Below are 14,869 nucleotides of genomic sequence, written 5' to 3'. Positions count from 1 at the left end.
TCCCAACTCACCGGGCTCACTGGGAGGTTGAGCTGTCCAGCCGCAGCATCACCTTCCCCGACGTGGCCGGATCGGCGGCGTGGGCCAGTGCCTTGTCCGCCTCCTCCAGCGGGTAGCCGGCGGTGATCAGTGGGGTCAGGTCCAGGCCCTCTGCCAGGGCCCGGAGGGCGTCGTCGATCTCGTTGGTGAAGCGGTAGGACCCGGTCCAGGTGATCTCTCGGGTGACCAGGGCGCCGAGGGCCGAAGGGGCCGGGGTGCCGGGGAGGTTGCCTACCTGGATAAGGGTGCCGCCGCGTGCGGTGGCCGCCAGTACGGGGCCGAGTACCGCCGGTACGCCGGTCGCCTCGAAGACCACCTCGACGTCCTGCGGCAGCGCCTCCCCCGTACCGACGTCGACGGTGCGGTCCGCACCCAGCGCGCGGGCCACCGCGAGCGCCCCCGCCGAGATGTCAGCCGCGATCACCTCGGCCGCGCCCGCGCGCCGGGCAGCGGCGACGACCAGCGCGCCGATCGGTCCCGCGCCGTTGACCAGCACCGTACGCCCCCGTACGGCAGGCGCCCTGCGCACGGCGTGCAGCGCCACGCCCAACGGCTCGGCGAGCGCGCCCTGTCGGGTGTCCACGCCGTCGGGCAGCGGACGGATCTGCGCGGCCCGCACGGCGCGGTACTCGCTGAACCCGCCGTCGGTGTGCGGGTCGAAGGCGGCCGAGCCGAAGTACGCGCTGTCCGGGCACAGATTCGTGCGCCCGGCGAGGCGCTCGGGCAGCGCACCCTCGGCGACCGGATCGGCGGGGTGGACGGTGACCGGCTGCCCCTCCTCAAGCCCCGTGACCCCCTCGCCCAGCGCCGCCACCCGCCCGGCGACCTCGTGCCCCAGCACCAGCGGGTGCCGCAGCGCGGCCGTACCGGAGGCGCCGTGCTTCCAGTAGCCGATGTCGGAGCCGCAGACGCCGCCCCACTCCATGGCGAGCAGCACCTCGCCGGGCCCGGGCGAGGGGTCGGGCCTTTCGTCGATCCGCAGGTCGCGGGGTCCGTGGGCGACGACTGCCTTCATGCGGCGTCCTCCAGGCGTACGAGGTCGCGCCCGCGCGTCTCGGGGGCGAGCAGCGCGGAGACGAGGGTGATGAGCGAGTAGACGACGAGCATCGCGGCGACCGGCCACCAGCTCTCGGTGGCCGCCGTGAGCGTCGCGGCGAGCACCGGGCCGATCGCGGTGGCGAGGGTCCCGCCGATCTCCTTGGTGAGGGCGAGCTGCGTGAACCGGGTGCGCGCGCCGAAGAGTTCGGCCATGGTCACGCTCTCCAGCGCGAACAGCCCGAGCACGCCCACGTTCAGCCCCACGATCACGCCGAGCGTGACGGCGGCCGTGGAGCCGGTGGCGATCAGCATCATGACCGGGAAGGCCAGCAGCACGGTGGCCACGCTGAGCAGCGCGTACATCGGGCGCCTCCCGAAGCGGTCGCCGAGCAGCCCGAACAGCGGCACGGTGGCGAAGCCCAGCAGCGAGCCGTACACCATCGCGTCGGTGGGAACGGAGCGGTCGGTGCCGATGGTGGTGGCGATGTAGCCGACCAGGAAGGTCTGGATCACGCCGGAGTTCCCGGCCTGCCCGAAGCGCAGCCCGAGCGCGAGGAAGAACGCCCGCCCCTTGCGCTGCCGCAGCCCGGCCTCCAGCACACCGGCGCGCGTCCCCGGGACCTCCGGGGTCTCCTCGTGTACGGCCTCCGTACGAGGCCCCGGCGCGGCCTCCTCGCGTACGGCCTCCTCCGCCTCCGTACGGGAAAGGGCCACGCCGTCGACCACGTCGGCGCGCTCCTCGAAGACCGGGCTCTCCTTGAGGTTGCGGCGGAGCCACACGGCGAAGAGCAGCATGACCAGGCTGAGCAGGAACGGCAGCCGCCAGCCCCACGAGAGGAGCTGGTCCTCGCTGAGCACGGCGAGCAGCACGGCCCACAGCCCGGAGGCGGCCAGGGTGCCGGAGTTGGTGCCGAGCGACACGAGCGCGGAGATCACTCCGCGGCGCCTGACCGGTGCGTACTCGGCGAGCATCACGGTCGCCCCGGCGATCTCCGCACCCGCGCCGAAGCCCTGGACGAGCCGCAGCAGCACGAGCAACGCGGGCGCGAGCAGGCCCACTTGGGCGTGGGTGGGGAGCGCGCCGATCAGCGTGGTGGAGCCGCCCATCAGCACGATGGTCAGGAACAGCACCTTCTTGCGCCCGATACGGTCGCCCATCCGCCCGAAGTAGACGGCGCCGGCAAGCCGGGCGACATAGCCGACTCCGTACGTGCCCATGGCGGCGATCAGGCCGAGCGCCACCCCCGTACCGGGGAAGAAGACCTTGTTGAAGACGATGGCGGCGGCCAGCGAGTAGAGCTGGAAGTCCATGAACTCCATGGCCGTGCCCAGCCATCCGGAGACCGCCGCTCTGGCGAGGTCGCGGGTGTTGCGCGCGACGACGCCGGGCGGCGGCCCGCTCGTCGCTGTGGTGTCCGTCATCGTGAACTCCGTTGTCCGTGGCGGGTGGTGAGGGGCGTCCGGCGCGTGGCCGCTCAGCCCTCGTGTGCGAAGCGCTCAGCCGTCGTGGAGGTCCGGGCGCCCGGCGCGCAGCGCGGGCAGGCGCGCGGCCACGGCGGCGACCAGCGCGTCGTCCTCGGCGAGGTCCGGCGCGCCGAGCGTGCCGAGCAGCCGGCGTACGACGCTCCGGTCCCGCTCACCTGCGGGAACGGCCGTGTCCGCGGTCCAGCACGCGGCGAGTTCGGCGGCCGCGGGGTCCTCGGTCCCGAAGAGCTGACCGCCGTCGGAACCCGGCCGGGTGGCGTTCGCCCAGGCGGCGAGGGCGAGTTCGAGGTACGGGGTGGGGGCCGGGGAAGCCCCGGCGCGCAGGTGCCGCAACGGCCCGAACCACCGCTCCGGAATCTTCAGCGAACCGTCGGAGCCCACCTGCCGCAGCAGATGCCGCATCCCCGGATTCCCGAAGCGGCCGACCAGCTCGTCCGCGTACGCAGCCGGTTCCGGCCCTCCCGGCGGCAGCGTCGGGGCGAGCTCGGCGCAGAGCCCGCGCACCAGCCCTGGCGCCCAGCCCTCCCGCATGGTCTCGGAGATGGTGGCGCGGCCCGCGACGGCGCCGAGGTACGCGAGCGCCGAGTGCGAACCGTTGAGCAACCGCAGCTTGGTCACCTGGTACGGCAGCACGTCGGGCACGAGCAGCGCGCCGTCCAGCTCCCAGCGGGGGCGCGCGGCGGCGAAGCGGTCCTCCAGCACCCACTGGCGGTAGGGCTCGCCCACGACCGGGACCTCGTCGCGCACGCCCAGCGCGGCGTCGGCCGCGGCGCGGTCCCCGTCGGTCGCCGCGGGCACGATCCGGTCCACGACGGTGGAGGGAAACGCCACGGAGGCGGTCATCCACTCCAGCAGGGCGCGCCGTTCGGGCCAGGCCGAGGCGCCGATGAAGTCGCGCAGCACGGTCTCCAGCGCGGCGCCGTTGCCCGCCATGTTGTCGCAGCACACGAGGGTGATCGGGGCGCCGCCGCCCGCGCGCAGCCGGGCGGCGAGGCCCGCGGCGAGGCGGCCCACCACGGTTGCGGGCTCATGCTCCTGAGGCAGCGTCAGGTCCGCGCTGATCCCGGGATCGTCCAGGTCGAGGCGGCCGGTGTGGGGGCTCCGGTGGTAGCCCTTCTCCGTCACCGTCAGGGTCACCACGGTCACGTCGGGGGAGGCCAGCAGCTCGGTCAGGCGCGCGCCGTGGCGGCGCATCTCCAGCGCCTCGACCAGCGCGCCCACGGCGGCGGTCGCGGTCCCCTCGGGGCGCCGCTCGGTCAGCGAGTAGAGGCAGTCCTGGCGGCGCAGCGCCTCCGCCGTACCGGCCGAGCGCGGCGCGACGGCGGCCACGCCCCAGGGCTCGCCGGCGAGGGCGGCCGCGTTCTGCGTGTAGAGCGCCTGGTGGGCGCGGTGGAAGGCGCCGAGCCCGAAGTGCACGACGCGGGGCCGCAGTTCGCGCGGGTCGACGGCGGGACGCTGCTCGGGCGCGAGGCGGGGCAGGGCGGCGAGGCTCAGCGGGGGCTGCCCCGTGGACGTCGGCTGTTCCATGGCGCTCACCAGTCGTGGACCGAGCCGTCGAGGCGCCGCGCCACGGGCAGGTAGCGGGCCTGGTACGGGTAGCGTTCGGCCGCCTTCTCGTCGTACGAGACACCCAGCCCCGGCTCCTCCGAGGGGTGCAGCATGCCGTTCGCGAAGGTGACGCCGCCGCCGAAGACCTCCAGGGTCTCCTCGACGTGGCCCATGTACTCCTGGATGCCGAAGTTCGGCACGGCCAGGTCGAGATGGACGTTGGCTGCGAGCGAGACAGGCGAGAGATCGGTCGCGCCGTGCGAACCGGTGCGCACCTGGTAGAGCGAGGCCAGGTCGAAGATGCGCCGCAGATGCGTGATGCCGCCCGCGTGCACGACGCTGGTGCGCACGTAGTCGATGAGCTGCTCGGTGATGAGCTGCTGCACGTCCCAGATGCTGCTCAGCACCTCGCCCACCGCGACCGGGGTGGTGGTGTGCTGCCGGATGAGCCGGAACGCCTCCTGGTTCTCGGCAGGCGTGGGGTCCTCCATCCAGAAGAGCTGCGCTTCCTCCACGCGCTTGCCGAAGCGGGCCGCCTCGATGGGGCTGAGCCGGTGGTGGACGTCGTGCAGCATGTGGAAGCCGAAGCCGAAGCGTTCGCGCACCGCGTCGAGGTAGGTGGGTGCGAAGCGCAGGTACGCCTCGGTGTCCCAGGGCTGCTCGTCGGGGAGCGCACTGTTCGCCGGCTCGTACACCCGGCCCTTGCGCACCCCGTACGTACCGCCGACGTCGGGCACCGCCGCCTGCACCCGTACGGCCTTGTAGCCGAGGCCCAGATAGCGCTCCACGTCGTCGAGCAGCGCGGGCACGTCGGTGCCGCTGGCGTGCGAGTAGACCATGACGCCGTCCCGCGAGGCGCCGCCGAGCAGCTGGTAGACGGGCAGGCCGGCGACCTTGCCCTTGATGTCCCAGAGCGCGGTGTCCACCGCGGAGATCGCGGTCATCTGGACGGGGCCGCGCCGCCAGTAGGCGCCGCGGTAGAGGTACTGCCACATGTCCTCGATGCGCGCCGGATCCTTGCCGATCAGCAGCGGTACGAGGTGGTCGCGCAGGTACGAGGCGACGGCGAGCTCACGGCCGTTCAGGGTCGCGTCGCCCAGTCCCGTCACGCCGTCGGAGGTCGTGATGCGCAGGGTGACGAAGGTGCGCCCCGGCGAGGCGACGAACACCTCCGCGTGCTCGATCGTGCTCAAGATCCGGCTCCTTCGGGGTGTGCGTGCGGCGTGCGGCGGACCGCTCCAGCTTGTCGGCCAGCACTGGTATACAAGCACTGACCGACAGGCCCGCACAATGCCCGTGTGATGCAGATCACCCACCTGACCAGCCACGACGCCCTCAGCGCCTGGTCACGTCCGGCTTCCCCTTACGATGACGGCATGGCCCCAACCGACCGGCAGCGCAGCAACCGCCGCACCGTCTACGAGATGCTGCGCCGCAAGGTGCTCACCCTCGAACTCCCGCCCGGCGCCGCCCTGTCGGAGAACGAGCTCGCCAAGTCCCTTGGCGTCAGCCGCACTCCGGTGCGCGAGGGCCTGATCCTGCTGACCCAGGAGGGTCTGGTGCAGATCTTTCCGCAGATCGGCACCTTCGTGTCGCGCGTCGACCCGGACAAGGTGGCCGACGCGCAGTTCCTCCGCGAGGCCGTGGAGCTGGCCGCGCTCGACGACCTGCCCGGGCCCGACGGCATGGACGAGGGCGTACTCGCGGAGCTGCGCGGCAACCTGGAACGCCAGCGGAGCGAGGACCTGGAGCTGGAGGAGTTCTTCGCGCTCGACGAGGAGTTCCACCACGTGCTGCTGCGGCTGAGCGGGCACGGCAACGCATGGGCCACGGTCGTCGCGGCCAAGGGCCACCTGGACCGCGCGCGCCGCCTGGGCCTGTACGACACCGCGTCGCCGCAACGCTTCGCCGACCAGCACCAGGAGATCGCCGACGCGGCCCTGACCGGAGACCTCGCCCGGGCCCGCACCGCCATGCGCACCCACCTGCGCGCGGTCTTCGACGACGTGGAACGCATCAGGGAACAGTCCCCGGAGTTGTTCGCCACGGACTCGGGGACGGTGCCGGTGCGGCGCAACATCGTGGTGTGGGAGTAGCACCGGACACGCGCCGCGCATCTTGACGTTTACGGCGTACGTCCTCATATTGCCTGCGTACTACGCATCGGTAATCGCCCTTCCTCCTGAGCGAGAGGCATGCGCATGCGTACTTCGCGAGGCACGTCCGGAGACACCGCACCGAGACTCCGACCCCACTCCCGTACCGGCGCCGGAACCGGCTCCCGCACCCGACCCCGTACCCGCGCCGCGACCCTGGCCGCCGTCGCCGCGACCGCGGCGCTGACCGCGGGGTCCGGGCTCGGCGCCGCGCCCGCGCTGGCGGCCGGCGCCTCCGGCAACACCGCCGGGACCGGCCAGGACGACACCACCCGGCGCTATGTCGCGCTCGGCGACTCGTACGCCTCGGGCGCCGGGGTGCCCCAGCAGACCGACACCGTCTGCGCCCGCTCCGACCGCAACTATCCGACGCTGGTGAACGCCGCGCTGACACCCGCAGCACACAAGGACGTCACCTGCGGCGGCGCCACCACGAAAGACATGACGCGGGCCCAGAATCCGACCTCTCCCCCGCAGTTCGACGCGCTGAACGCCGAGACGGACCTGGTCACGCTCACCATCGGGGGCAACGACATCGGCTTCGGCGGGATCATCCTCCGCTGCGTGACTCTGGGCGCCCTCGACCCCAGGGGCGCGCCGTGCAAGACCAGTTACACCTGGACGGGCACCGACAAGCTGGCGGCCACGGTCGACGCCACGGCGCCGAAGATCGCCGCGACCCTGGACGGCGTACGGGCACGGGCACCGCACGCGCGGATCCTGGTCACCGGCTATCCCGCGATCCTGCCCGACGACGGGAGCAACTGCCCCTCCGTGGTGTCCATCGCGAAGGGCGACGCACCGTATCTGCGGGACGTCCACAAGCGGCTCAACGGCATGATCGCCGCGCAGGCCGCGGCACGGGGCGCGACGTACGTGGACACCTACACCAAGTCGGTGGGCCACGACGTGTGCAAGGCCCGGGGCACACGCTGGATGGAGCCGCTCAACAGCAGCGAGGCCGCGGCCTTCCACCCCAACGCGGCGGGCGAACGCGCCATGGCCGACGCGGTGCTGGGCGCACACGGCTGAGAGCTCGCCGACGTACGAGAGGCGCGGCGTACGAAGGGAGCGGCGGGCATCCACCCGCCGCTCCCCTGCCTCACGGCTCTACTGCCTCAGTGCTGTCCTACGGCATGAGCCCGGCCGCGACCGTCGCGCCCAGGTTCCAGCACGCCTCGGTGTCGGCCTTGTCGGGCTCGCCCGTGACCAGCACGTTCTCCGTGGCCTTGGTCCAGCCGAGGCCGGTGATGATGGATTCGATGCCGCGTACGGTGCCGGTGGTGTCGTTGTTGCCGTGGACGTACAGGCCGTACGGGCGGCCCGCGGTCGCGTCCAGGCACGGGTAGTAGACGGTGTCGAAGAAGACCTTGAGTGCGCCGCTCATCATGCCGAGGTTCGCGGGTGTGCCCAGGATGAGGCCGTCGGCGTCCAGCACGTCGGAGACGGTGGCGCCGAGCGCGGGCCTGCGGACCACCTCGACGTCCTCGATCTCCTCGGTGGTGGCGCCCGCGACGACGGCCTCGAACATGGCCTGCACGTTGGGCGAGGGCGTGTGGTGAACGATCAGGAGTTTCGACACGGGGGCGAGGGTGCCGTGCGGCGCGAGGCGATGCAACTCCCGCCGTTTCCTTGACGGTTGGTCTGGACCTGTTTACCGTCCAGCGCACAACGCCCGGGGCACCGGGCGTCCCACGAGGTCTCAGGACGGGAGCGCGTCATGGGTGGTCGTCGTTCACGCACGGGGTTACGTTCGCGCACGGGGTTACGCGCACGCACCGGGTCGCGCGGAAGGCTGCGCACGCTGGGCATCGGCCTCGCGGTGGCCTGCGCCGCACAGGCCGGGGCCATCGCACCGAGCTTCGCGCAACCGGGACCCGCCGGGCCCGCGCAGAAAGCGGCGGCACCTAAGGCCGCCGCGCCGAAGACGACCGCGGCCGACACCTGCGCGCTCAAGCCCAAGCCCGCCGGCAAGGTGCTCCAGGGCTACTGGGAGAACTGGGACGGCGCGTCCAACGGCGTGCACCCGCCCTTCGGCTGGACGCCCATCACCGACCAGCGGATCCGCGCGCACGGCTACAACGTGCTGAACGCGGCGTTCCCGGTGATCCGTTCGGACGGGACGGTGCTGTGGGAGGACGGGATGGACGCGACGGTGAAGGTCGCGACGCCCGCCGAGATGTGCCAGGCCAAGGCGGACGGCGCCACGATCCTGCTGTCCATCGGCGGCGCGGCGGCCGGCATCGATCTGAGCTCGCGCGCGGTGGCGGACCGGTTCATCGAGACGGTGGTGCCGATCCTGAAGAAGTACAACTTCGACGGCATCGACATCGACATCGAGACCGGGCTCGTCGGCAGCGGGAACATCAACACGCTCTCGCCCTCGCAGGCCAACCTCATGCACATCATCGACGGCGTGCTGGCGAGGATGCCCGCGGGCTTCGGCCTGACGATGGCCCCGGAGACGGCGTACGTCACCGGCGGCAGCGTGGTCTACGGGTCGATCTGGGGCGCGTACCTGCCCCTGGTGAAGAAGTACGCGGACAACGGGCGGCTGTGGTGGCTGAACATGCAGTACTACAACGGCTCGATGTACGGCTGCTCCGGCGACTCGTACCAGGCGGGGACGGTCCAGGGCTTCACGGCCCAGACGGACTGCCTGAACAAGGGGCTCGTGGTGCAGGGCACCACGATCCGGGTTCCGTACGAGAAGCAGGCGCCGGGTCTGCCCGCGCAGCCTGGCGCGGGCGGCGGCTATATGGCTCCGAGCCTGGTGTCACAGGCGTGGAACGCGCACGGCGGGAAGCTCAAGGGCCTCATGACCTGGTCCCTGAACTGGGACGGGTCGAGGGGCTGGACCTTCGGCGACAACGTCAGGTCCCTTCAGGGACGCTGAGTCCTCCAGGGACGCTGACGCTGCCGCCGAGGCAGGCCCGGGCCGCCGGGACCGCTCCATCGCGGGGCCGCGGGCCGGTTCAGTACGCCGAGTCGACGTTGTCCATGGAGCCGTAGCGGTCGGCCGCGTAGTTGCAGGCGGCCACGATGTTGGCGACCGGGTCGGTCAGGCTCTTCTTGGTGCCCTTGACGTGGTAGTGGTCGAAGGTGGGCTGGATCACCTGGAGCAGCCCCTTGGACGGGACGCCCTTCTGCGCGTTGATGTCCCAGTCGTTCTGCGCCTTCGGGTCGCCGCCGGACTCGCGGATGATGTTGCGCTTGATGCCGCTGTAGGAGCCGGGTATGCCCTGCGACTTCATGATCGCGCGAGCCTCGCGGATCCAGCCGTCCAGATTGTCCGGGTAGTCCTTCACCGCGGCGCGCTTCGCGGAGCGGCTGGCGGCGGCCTTCTGGTCGTCCGCCTGCTTCTCCGCGACGGCGGCCTGGCGGTTGGCCACCGAGCCGCCGGCGACGGTGTGCGCCTTGACCAGGCCGGTCTGCGGGTCGGCGCCGGTGCGCTGGGCGGGCACGAAGCTGTCGCTGCCGCCGTAGGACACGGTCTTCGCGTGGACGGTGGTGGGCTTGGCCTCCTGCGCCTTGGCGGCGCCGTGGGCGTCCGCGCCGGAGGAGACGCCGGGGACGAGCGTCACGGTGAGCGCCGCGGCACCGGCCGCGGCGACGCCGGCGGCGGAGTAGCGCTGGGCCTTGGTCAGTCGGGTATTGCCGGTGGTGCTGAACATGGGGAGCGGTCCCTTTCCTAGCGGATGACGCAGAGGCCGGGCGGCGCGGAGGCCGGGGCTGAGATCGCCGAGTTCCTTTCTCGGCGCGCTGCGACGTCAGCAATTGTTAGGGGACGCAAAAACGAGAATCAAAGGTGTGACGTACTATCCGGATTCGTGCGCGAGGGAGGGTTTCCCTGATCGCCTCGGGGGGCGCATTGCGCGGCATTCAGGGCCGCACCGGAGGAATCCCGCACTAATCCCGTTCGTAAGTGACGTGCGTCCTATGCGCGGCATCACAACAGCGCGGGCGGTTTACGACAGTGTGCGTTCGCCGCTGCGCACTGCGTGAGCGATCCGAGGGGATGAAAAGGACACCGAGGGACCCAGTAGACGTTCTTGCGGGCACGGTGCGTCGACGGCGCGGGCACACTGCGTACGGAATTCGGCTCCGAGCGGCGCGACGGGAAAGACACCGGAAAACGATCAGCGGAATCGGCCGACCGAAGACCGGGCGAAGAGCCGCCGAAGACCCGCCGAACCGGCCGCCGGAACCACAAAGATCCGCGGGCCCGCACCATGGCGGACCCGCGGATCAATTCCCCTCCGGGGGACGGGTGTTGCGTTATCTGGCCGTTATTCGCCCTGGTCAAGCCCCCAGAGCCAGACCTTCCAGACGCCCGGGTTCTCCTTCACCCACTCCTCGGCTGCCGACTCGGGAGAGAGCCCGTCGTCGGCGATGCGCTTGGCGACCTTGTTCTGGTCCTCCTCGCTCCACTGGAAATTCTTGAGGAACTTGGAGGCGTCGCCGCCCTTCTTGCTGAAGTCCGCGTTGAGGTACTTCTGCAGCTCGCTGTCCGGGTAGCCGCAGGTGACCTTCTGGGCGTCCTCGCAGCCGTCGTAGTACCCGGGAAGGTCGACCCGGGTGAGTTCCACTTCGGCGCCGAGCCAGTGCGGCCGCCACCAATAGGTGAGGAAGGGCTCGTGCCGCGCGGCGCGCTTGCGGATCTCCTTCAACTGGGCCGACTCACTGCCGGTGTACCGGGTGTCGAAGCGCAGCCCGAGATTCTTCAGCAATTCCTCGTCATGCGTGAGGAATTCCTTCGACCCCTCCAGGAGCTCCGCCTTGCCGCTGCCCTTGGCGAAGAGCGGCGCATAGCGGTTGAGCTTCTTCCAGTCGGTGATGTCGTGGTGCTCGTCGGCCATGTAGGAGGGGACGTACCAGCCGAGCTGACCCTTGATGCCCAGCGAACCGGCGGGCGCGACCGTCTTCTTCTGGTACACCCACTTCTCGCGCTCGGCCTGGCGGCCCCAGTCCTCCAGGATCGCGTCGGCCTTGCCGGTGCCGACGGCCTTCCACGCGTCGGATTCGTCCATCTTCTTCAGGGTCACCCGGTATCCGAGCTTCTCCTCCAACAGGTACTTCGCGACGGCGGCATTGGCCTCTCCGCCCGCCCAGGTGGGCACGGTGAGAACGACGGACCGGTCACGCTGCGTCGACCCTCCGCTGCACGCGCTGAGCAGCAGGAGCGCGAGGGCGCAGAGCAGGAACCGGTTCTTGCGTATGAGCGGCATGACTGTGCTGACCAGTTGATTCAGGGGACGTGGGAGTGAGGGAGATCCTAGTGGTACCGGCGGGTAGCCCCCGCCGAGGGGCCCCGCCGACCGGCCACCCACCGGTTACCACTAGTAAGCAACTCCCGTCCCCCGCGCCGCACTCCGCACGCGGCAGGCCCGCGCGTCACGCCGTACGCCGGCCTCGCCCCGCACACCGGACGCGCCCCGTCCGCCGCACTCACCCCGCCCGCAGCAGCGCCTCCTCCTGGCTCGCGGAGAGCCCGTGCCGCGGCCCGTGGGGGCGCAGCGGCGGCGGCCCGTCCAGGGAGCGCATCCACGCCCAGGTGCCGGCCACCGTCTCCTCGGCCGGGCGGCAACGCAGCCCCGCGGCCCGGGCCTTGGAGGTGTCGGTGGTGTGCAGGCACGCGTGCAGCTCGCTCTCCGGCGGCACCCACACCGGCAGATCGGTCCACGGCTCGACCCCCGCGGCGAGCACCGACTCCGGCGCGGTCCAGCGCAGTTGGGCCCCGGATCCCGTCGCGCGCACGCAGGCGTCCAGGAACTCCCCCATCGTGGTGTGCCCGGGCGGGGCCACCAGTCCGTAGGGGCCGGCGAGCCCGCGCTCCGTCGCGTCCAGCACCCACGCGGCGAGGTCCCGCACGTCGATGAACTGGACCGGCAGCTCGCGGGGCCCCGGCGCCGGAACCGTCCCGCCGCGCGCGATGCGGCCCAGCCACCACGGGAGCCGCCCCACGTTCTCCCACGGACCGAGCACCAGCCCCGCGCGGGCCAGCAGCGCGCGGTCGCCGAAGGCGTCGAGGGCCGCGAGCTCCCCGCCGCGCTTGGCCCGCGCGTAGTCCTCGCCGTCGTCGCTGTCCGGGGAGGCGTCGATGACCGGGGAGTCCTCGTTCACCCCAGGCGGATGCGGCAAGGGGTGCACGCTCAGGCTGGATATATAGGTGTAGTGGGATGCGCGCCCTGCGAGGAGCCGGGCCGCGTCCCTTACCACGCGCGGAGCGCCGGCCCAGGTGTCCACCACCGCGTCCCATTCGCCCTCGCGCAGCGGCGTCAGGCCCTCGGGCGCCGTCCGGTCGCCGTGCAGCGCGCGCACTCCCTCCGGCGGCCCGTGCTTGCCCCGGTGGAAGACCGTGACCTCCCAGCCGCGCCGCACCGCGTCCTCGGCCAGGGCCCGCCCCACGTACTCCGTACCACCCAGCAGAAGCAGTCTCATGACGGCGAGTATCCCCCGGAGCGTGCGCCGCCGGGAGCGCGGAGCGGGGGCCGGATCACACGGGGAGTCGGTCAACCACCTTGCGGGGGCGGGAAGTTCGCCGCTTCACCGCGTCACCGCGTCACCGCTTCGCCGCGTCAGCCGCGCAGCCTCGGCGCCAGGGTCGCCGCGTCCGGCGCCTCGCCCTCTTCCTGCAGCTCCCGTACGCGCTCCCGCGCCCATGCGCGCAGCGCGCTCACCGCGATGCCGTGCGGCGGCGCGTCGGCGTACGGGGCGATGTTCGCCGCGCCGCGCTCCAGCAGCGAGGCGCCGCCCCTGCGGTTGCCGCGCGCCGCGTGGGTGACGCCCACGGCGAGCTGGGCCAGCCCGCGCCACAGCTCGCGCTCCTCCTCGGGGCCCGACTTCCACGCGTCCTCCAGCACCTCGTGCGCGTGGAAGGGCCTGCCGTCGTCCAGCAGCCGCTGGGCCTCGGCCAGGGACTCCTCCGGTGCGCGCACGACGCCCTCGGGCTGGCGCTCGACGCCCTCGGCCCCGTACGGCAGCGGCCTGCCCAGGCCGTCGCGCGGGCGGGCGTTGCGCGCGCGGCCCTCCTCGTCACGGTCCCTCTGGCGCATCCTCGGCCCCTTCTCTCGCGTTCGCTCGCGTTCTCGTGCGCTTGTGCCCCGGTCCTTGTGCTCCCGGCACGTCTCCGGTGTCCCACTGTGACGGATGCGCCCGGTGAGGGATGCGCCACATCCCGGAACCACCCGCCGCCCGGCGGCCGTCCACCGCACCGTAAGATCAGCCTCACGTCGTACGAACGCCGCCTGAGGTCAACTCGGCCGTACGCGGCTCCGGTTGTCCCGTACGAGGTGACAGGAACAGCGCAGCACGAAGCAGCGAGGAGCAGCCCCCATGGGAGCACACGCGCGCCCGAAGAAGTCCCGCAACACCGGCCTCATGATGAGCACGGCGGCCGTGGTGGGCATGGCGGCGCCCGTGGCCGTCTCCGGGGTGGCCAGCGCTGCTCCCGCGACACACTCCCCCGACGGCGCGGCGCAGGAGATATCCGGCGCCGCGGACTCCCAGGCCCCCGGCTCCCAGACCGCCGACGCCGCGCAGCAGAGCTCCGGCAAGCACGCCGCGCCCGGCGGCACCGCCAAGGAGAAGGACCTCGCCACCTCCGGCTGGGGCAAGAGCGGCAAGCACGCGGCGCCGAAGAACGCCACCACCGAAGCGCCCGCCACGAAGGCCGCGGCGACCACCGCGAAGACCGCCTCGGCGCCCAAGGTCCACACCCAGTACGCGCACCTCGCCGACGCGAAGGACGCGGCGTCGGGCACGTCCCTGTGGGCGGGCTCCAAGGGCGACACCGCCGTGCCGATGGGCAGCATCACCAAGGTGATGACCGCCGAGGTGGTCGCCAAGCACCACGCGGCGGACCTGGACAAGCTGGTCACGGTCAAGCAGGAGTACCGGGACTACGTGCAGAAGAACGGCGCCAGCACCGCCGACCTCAAGACCGGCGACAAGCTCACGGTGCGCCAGCTCCTGGACGCGATGCTCATCCCCTCGGGCTGCGACGCGGCGTACGCGCTGGCCGACACCCTCGGCGAGGGCGGCACCTCCAAGGAGCGGGTGGCCGACTTCGTGGGCCAGATGAACAAAGAAGCCCAGGCCCTGGGCATGGACAACACCCGCTTCGACACCCCGAGCGGCATCTCGCTGGACAACGGCAACCACTCCACCGCGTCCGACCTGACCAAGCTCGGCGCCTCCGTGCTCCAGGACAAGACCCTCGCGCAGGTCGTGAAGCAGCAGCACGGCCACCAGGTCGCCACCAACGGGCGCGACTACACCTGGGACAACACCGACAAGCTGCTCAAGCAGTACAACGGTGCGCTGGGCATCAAGACCGGCAGCGGTCCGGACGACGGCTACTGCCTGCTCTTCGCCGCCGAGCGCGACGGGCGCACCCTCGTCGGCTCCGTGCTCCAGGACACCGAGGCCCGCTTCGACGACGCCGCCGCGATGCTCGACTGGGGCTTCCAGCAGGGCGCGTAAGCGGACGGGCGGGCGGTGGGGGCCGGCGGGGCCCGCCCCCACCCCCCCCCACCCAGGGGGCGCCCTGAAAAAAAGGTCTGGGGGGGGCCCACCCCCCCGGAGAAAATGCGCCCCCCCCC

13 protein-coding genes are annotated in these 14,869 nt (G+C 72.0%); 4 read left to right on the top strand and 9 right to left on the bottom strand.

Translation table 11 applies throughout. The features are described 5' to 3' along the window. Nucleotides 1-16 precede the first annotated feature (16 nt). The 4 genes from ABEE00_RS28480 to manD form a co-directional block, all read right to left on the bottom strand. On the bottom strand, nucleotides 17-1,054 hold the full coding sequence (locus ABEE00_RS28480) for an L-idonate 5-dehydrogenase (RefSeq protein WP_345748586.1): 1,038 nt from the start codon (nucleotides 1,052-1,054) through the stop codon (nucleotides 17-19). After that, nucleotides 1,051-2,499, bottom strand: coding sequence for an MFS transporter (locus tag ABEE00_RS28475; RefSeq protein ID WP_345748585.1), 1,449 nt, complete (start codon nucleotides 2,497-2,499; stop codon nucleotides 1,051-1,053). Before ABEE00_RS28475 ends, ABEE00_RS28480 begins: the two co-directional genes overlap by 4 nt. A 75-nt stretch (nucleotides 2,500-2,574) precedes the next feature. Further along, entirely contained in the window at nucleotides 2,575-4,089 is a 1,515-nt protein-coding gene (locus ABEE00_RS28470; RefSeq protein WP_345748584.1) for a mannitol dehydrogenase family protein, read from the bottom strand. Between the two features lie 5 nt (nucleotides 4,090-4,094). Then, nucleotides 4,095-5,303, bottom strand: coding sequence for a D-mannonate dehydratase ManD (manD, locus tag ABEE00_RS28465; protein ID WP_345748583.1), 1,209 nt, complete (start codon nucleotides 5,301-5,303; stop codon nucleotides 4,095-4,097). A gap of 183 nt (nucleotides 5,304-5,486) precedes the next feature. Here manD and ABEE00_RS28460 point away from each other — a divergent pair, with 183 nt between their 5' ends. Further along, nucleotides 5,487-6,206, top strand: a complete 720-nt coding sequence (locus ABEE00_RS28460; RefSeq protein ID WP_345748582.1) for a GntR family transcriptional regulator — start codon at nucleotides 5,487-5,489, stop codon at nucleotides 6,204-6,206. A 105-nt stretch (nucleotides 6,207-6,311) separates the two neighbouring features. After that, entirely contained in the window at nucleotides 6,312-7,298 is a 987-nt protein-coding gene (locus ABEE00_RS28455) for an SGNH/GDSL hydrolase family protein (RefSeq protein WP_345748581.1), read from the top strand. Nucleotides 7,299-7,395: 97 nt separating this feature from the next. Here the strand turns inward: ABEE00_RS28455 and ABEE00_RS28450 are convergent, their stop codons facing one another. Next, a complete protein-coding gene (locus ABEE00_RS28450; protein ID WP_345748580.1) occupies nucleotides 7,396-7,848 on the bottom strand; it encodes a flavodoxin family protein in 453 nt (150 codons plus the stop codon). Between the two features lie 138 nt (nucleotides 7,849-7,986). Here ABEE00_RS28450 and ABEE00_RS28445 point away from each other — a divergent pair, with 138 nt between their 5' ends. Continuing rightward, a complete protein-coding gene (locus ABEE00_RS28445) occupies nucleotides 7,987-9,162 on the top strand; it encodes a chitinase (RefSeq protein WP_345748579.1) in 1,176 nt (391 codons plus the stop codon). Nucleotides 9,163-9,241: 79 nt separating this feature from the next. On the opposite strand, the gene ABEE00_RS28440 is transcribed toward ABEE00_RS28445, so the two are convergent. The 4 genes from ABEE00_RS28440 to ABEE00_RS28425 all read right to left on the bottom strand — a co-directional run bounded on the left by ABEE00_RS28440 (nucleotide 9,242) and on the right by ABEE00_RS28425 (nucleotide 13,321). After that, entirely contained in the window at nucleotides 9,242-9,940 is a 699-nt protein-coding gene (locus ABEE00_RS28440) for a transglycosylase SLT domain-containing protein (RefSeq protein ID WP_345748578.1), read from the bottom strand. 615 nt (nucleotides 9,941-10,555) lie between these two features. Then, nucleotides 10,556-11,494 (bottom strand): glycine betaine ABC transporter substrate-binding protein, encoded by a 939-nt coding sequence (locus ABEE00_RS28435; protein ID WP_345748577.1) that lies wholly within the window; start codon nucleotides 11,492-11,494, stop codon nucleotides 10,556-10,558. Between the two features lie 220 nt (nucleotides 11,495-11,714). Continuing rightward, nucleotides 11,715-12,707 (bottom strand): NAD-dependent epimerase/dehydratase family protein, encoded by a 993-nt coding sequence (locus ABEE00_RS28430; protein WP_345748576.1) that lies wholly within the window; start codon nucleotides 12,705-12,707, stop codon nucleotides 11,715-11,717. 137 nt (nucleotides 12,708-12,844) lie between these two features. Next, nucleotides 12,845-13,321 (bottom strand): DUF309 domain-containing protein, encoded by a 477-nt coding sequence (locus ABEE00_RS28425; protein ID WP_345748575.1) that lies wholly within the window; start codon nucleotides 13,319-13,321, stop codon nucleotides 12,845-12,847. Nucleotides 13,322-13,601: 280 nt separating this feature from the next. Here ABEE00_RS28425 and ABEE00_RS28420 point away from each other — a divergent pair, with 280 nt between their 5' ends. Further along, nucleotides 13,602-14,750: a D-alanyl-D-alanine carboxypeptidase family protein gene (locus ABEE00_RS28420; RefSeq protein WP_345748574.1), complete on the top strand. Its 1,149-nt coding sequence runs from the start codon at nucleotides 13,602-13,604 to the stop codon at nucleotides 14,748-14,750. Nucleotides 14,751-14,869 lie beyond the last annotated feature (119 nt).

The organism is Streptomyces odontomachicola (assembly GCF_039605595.1).
In the GTDB taxonomy this organism is placed as follows: Bacteria; Actinomycetota; Actinomycetes; order Streptomycetales; family Streptomycetaceae; genus Streptomyces.
This window is presented reverse-complemented; position numbering and strand designations above follow the sequence as displayed.

Excerpts from the sequence above, each read along its gene's own strand:
- ABEE00_RS28480 (WP_345748586.1), bottom strand. The coding sequence starts at position 1,054 with ATGAAGGCAGTCGTCGCCCACGGACCCCGCGACCTGCGGATCGACGAA.
- ABEE00_RS28475 (WP_345748585.1), bottom strand. The coding sequence starts at position 2,499 with ATGACGGACACCACAGCGACGAGCGGGCCGCCGCCCGGCGTCGTCGCG.
- ABEE00_RS28470 (WP_345748584.1), bottom strand. The coding sequence starts at position 4,089 with ATGGAACAGCCGACGTCCACGGGGCAGCCCCCGCTGAGCCTCGCCGCC.
- ABEE00_RS28460 (WP_345748582.1), top strand. The coding sequence starts at position 5,487 with ATGGCCCCAACCGACCGGCAGCGCAGCAACCGCCGCACCGTCTACGAG.
- ABEE00_RS28455 (WP_345748581.1), top strand. The coding sequence starts at position 6,312 with ATGCGTACTTCGCGAGGCACGTCCGGAGACACCGCACCGAGACTCCGA.
- ABEE00_RS28445 (WP_345748579.1), top strand. The coding sequence starts at position 7,987 with ATGGGTGGTCGTCGTTCACGCACGGGGTTACGTTCGCGCACGGGGTTA.
- ABEE00_RS28440 (WP_345748578.1), bottom strand. The coding sequence starts at position 9,940 with ATGTTCAGCACCACCGGCAATACCCGACTGACCAAGGCCCAGCGCTAC.
- ABEE00_RS28435 (WP_345748577.1), bottom strand. The coding sequence starts at position 11,494 with ATGCCGCTCATACGCAAGAACCGGTTCCTGCTCTGCGCCCTCGCGCTC.
- ABEE00_RS28430 (WP_345748576.1), bottom strand. The coding sequence starts at position 12,707 with ATGAGACTGCTTCTGCTGGGTGGTACGGAGTACGTGGGGCGGGCCCTG.
- ABEE00_RS28425 (WP_345748575.1), bottom strand. The coding sequence starts at position 13,321 with ATGCGCCAGAGGGACCGTGACGAGGAGGGCCGCGCGCGCAACGCCCGC.
- ABEE00_RS28420 (WP_345748574.1), top strand. The coding sequence starts at position 13,602 with ATGGGAGCACACGCGCGCCCGAAGAAGTCCCGCAACACCGGCCTCATG.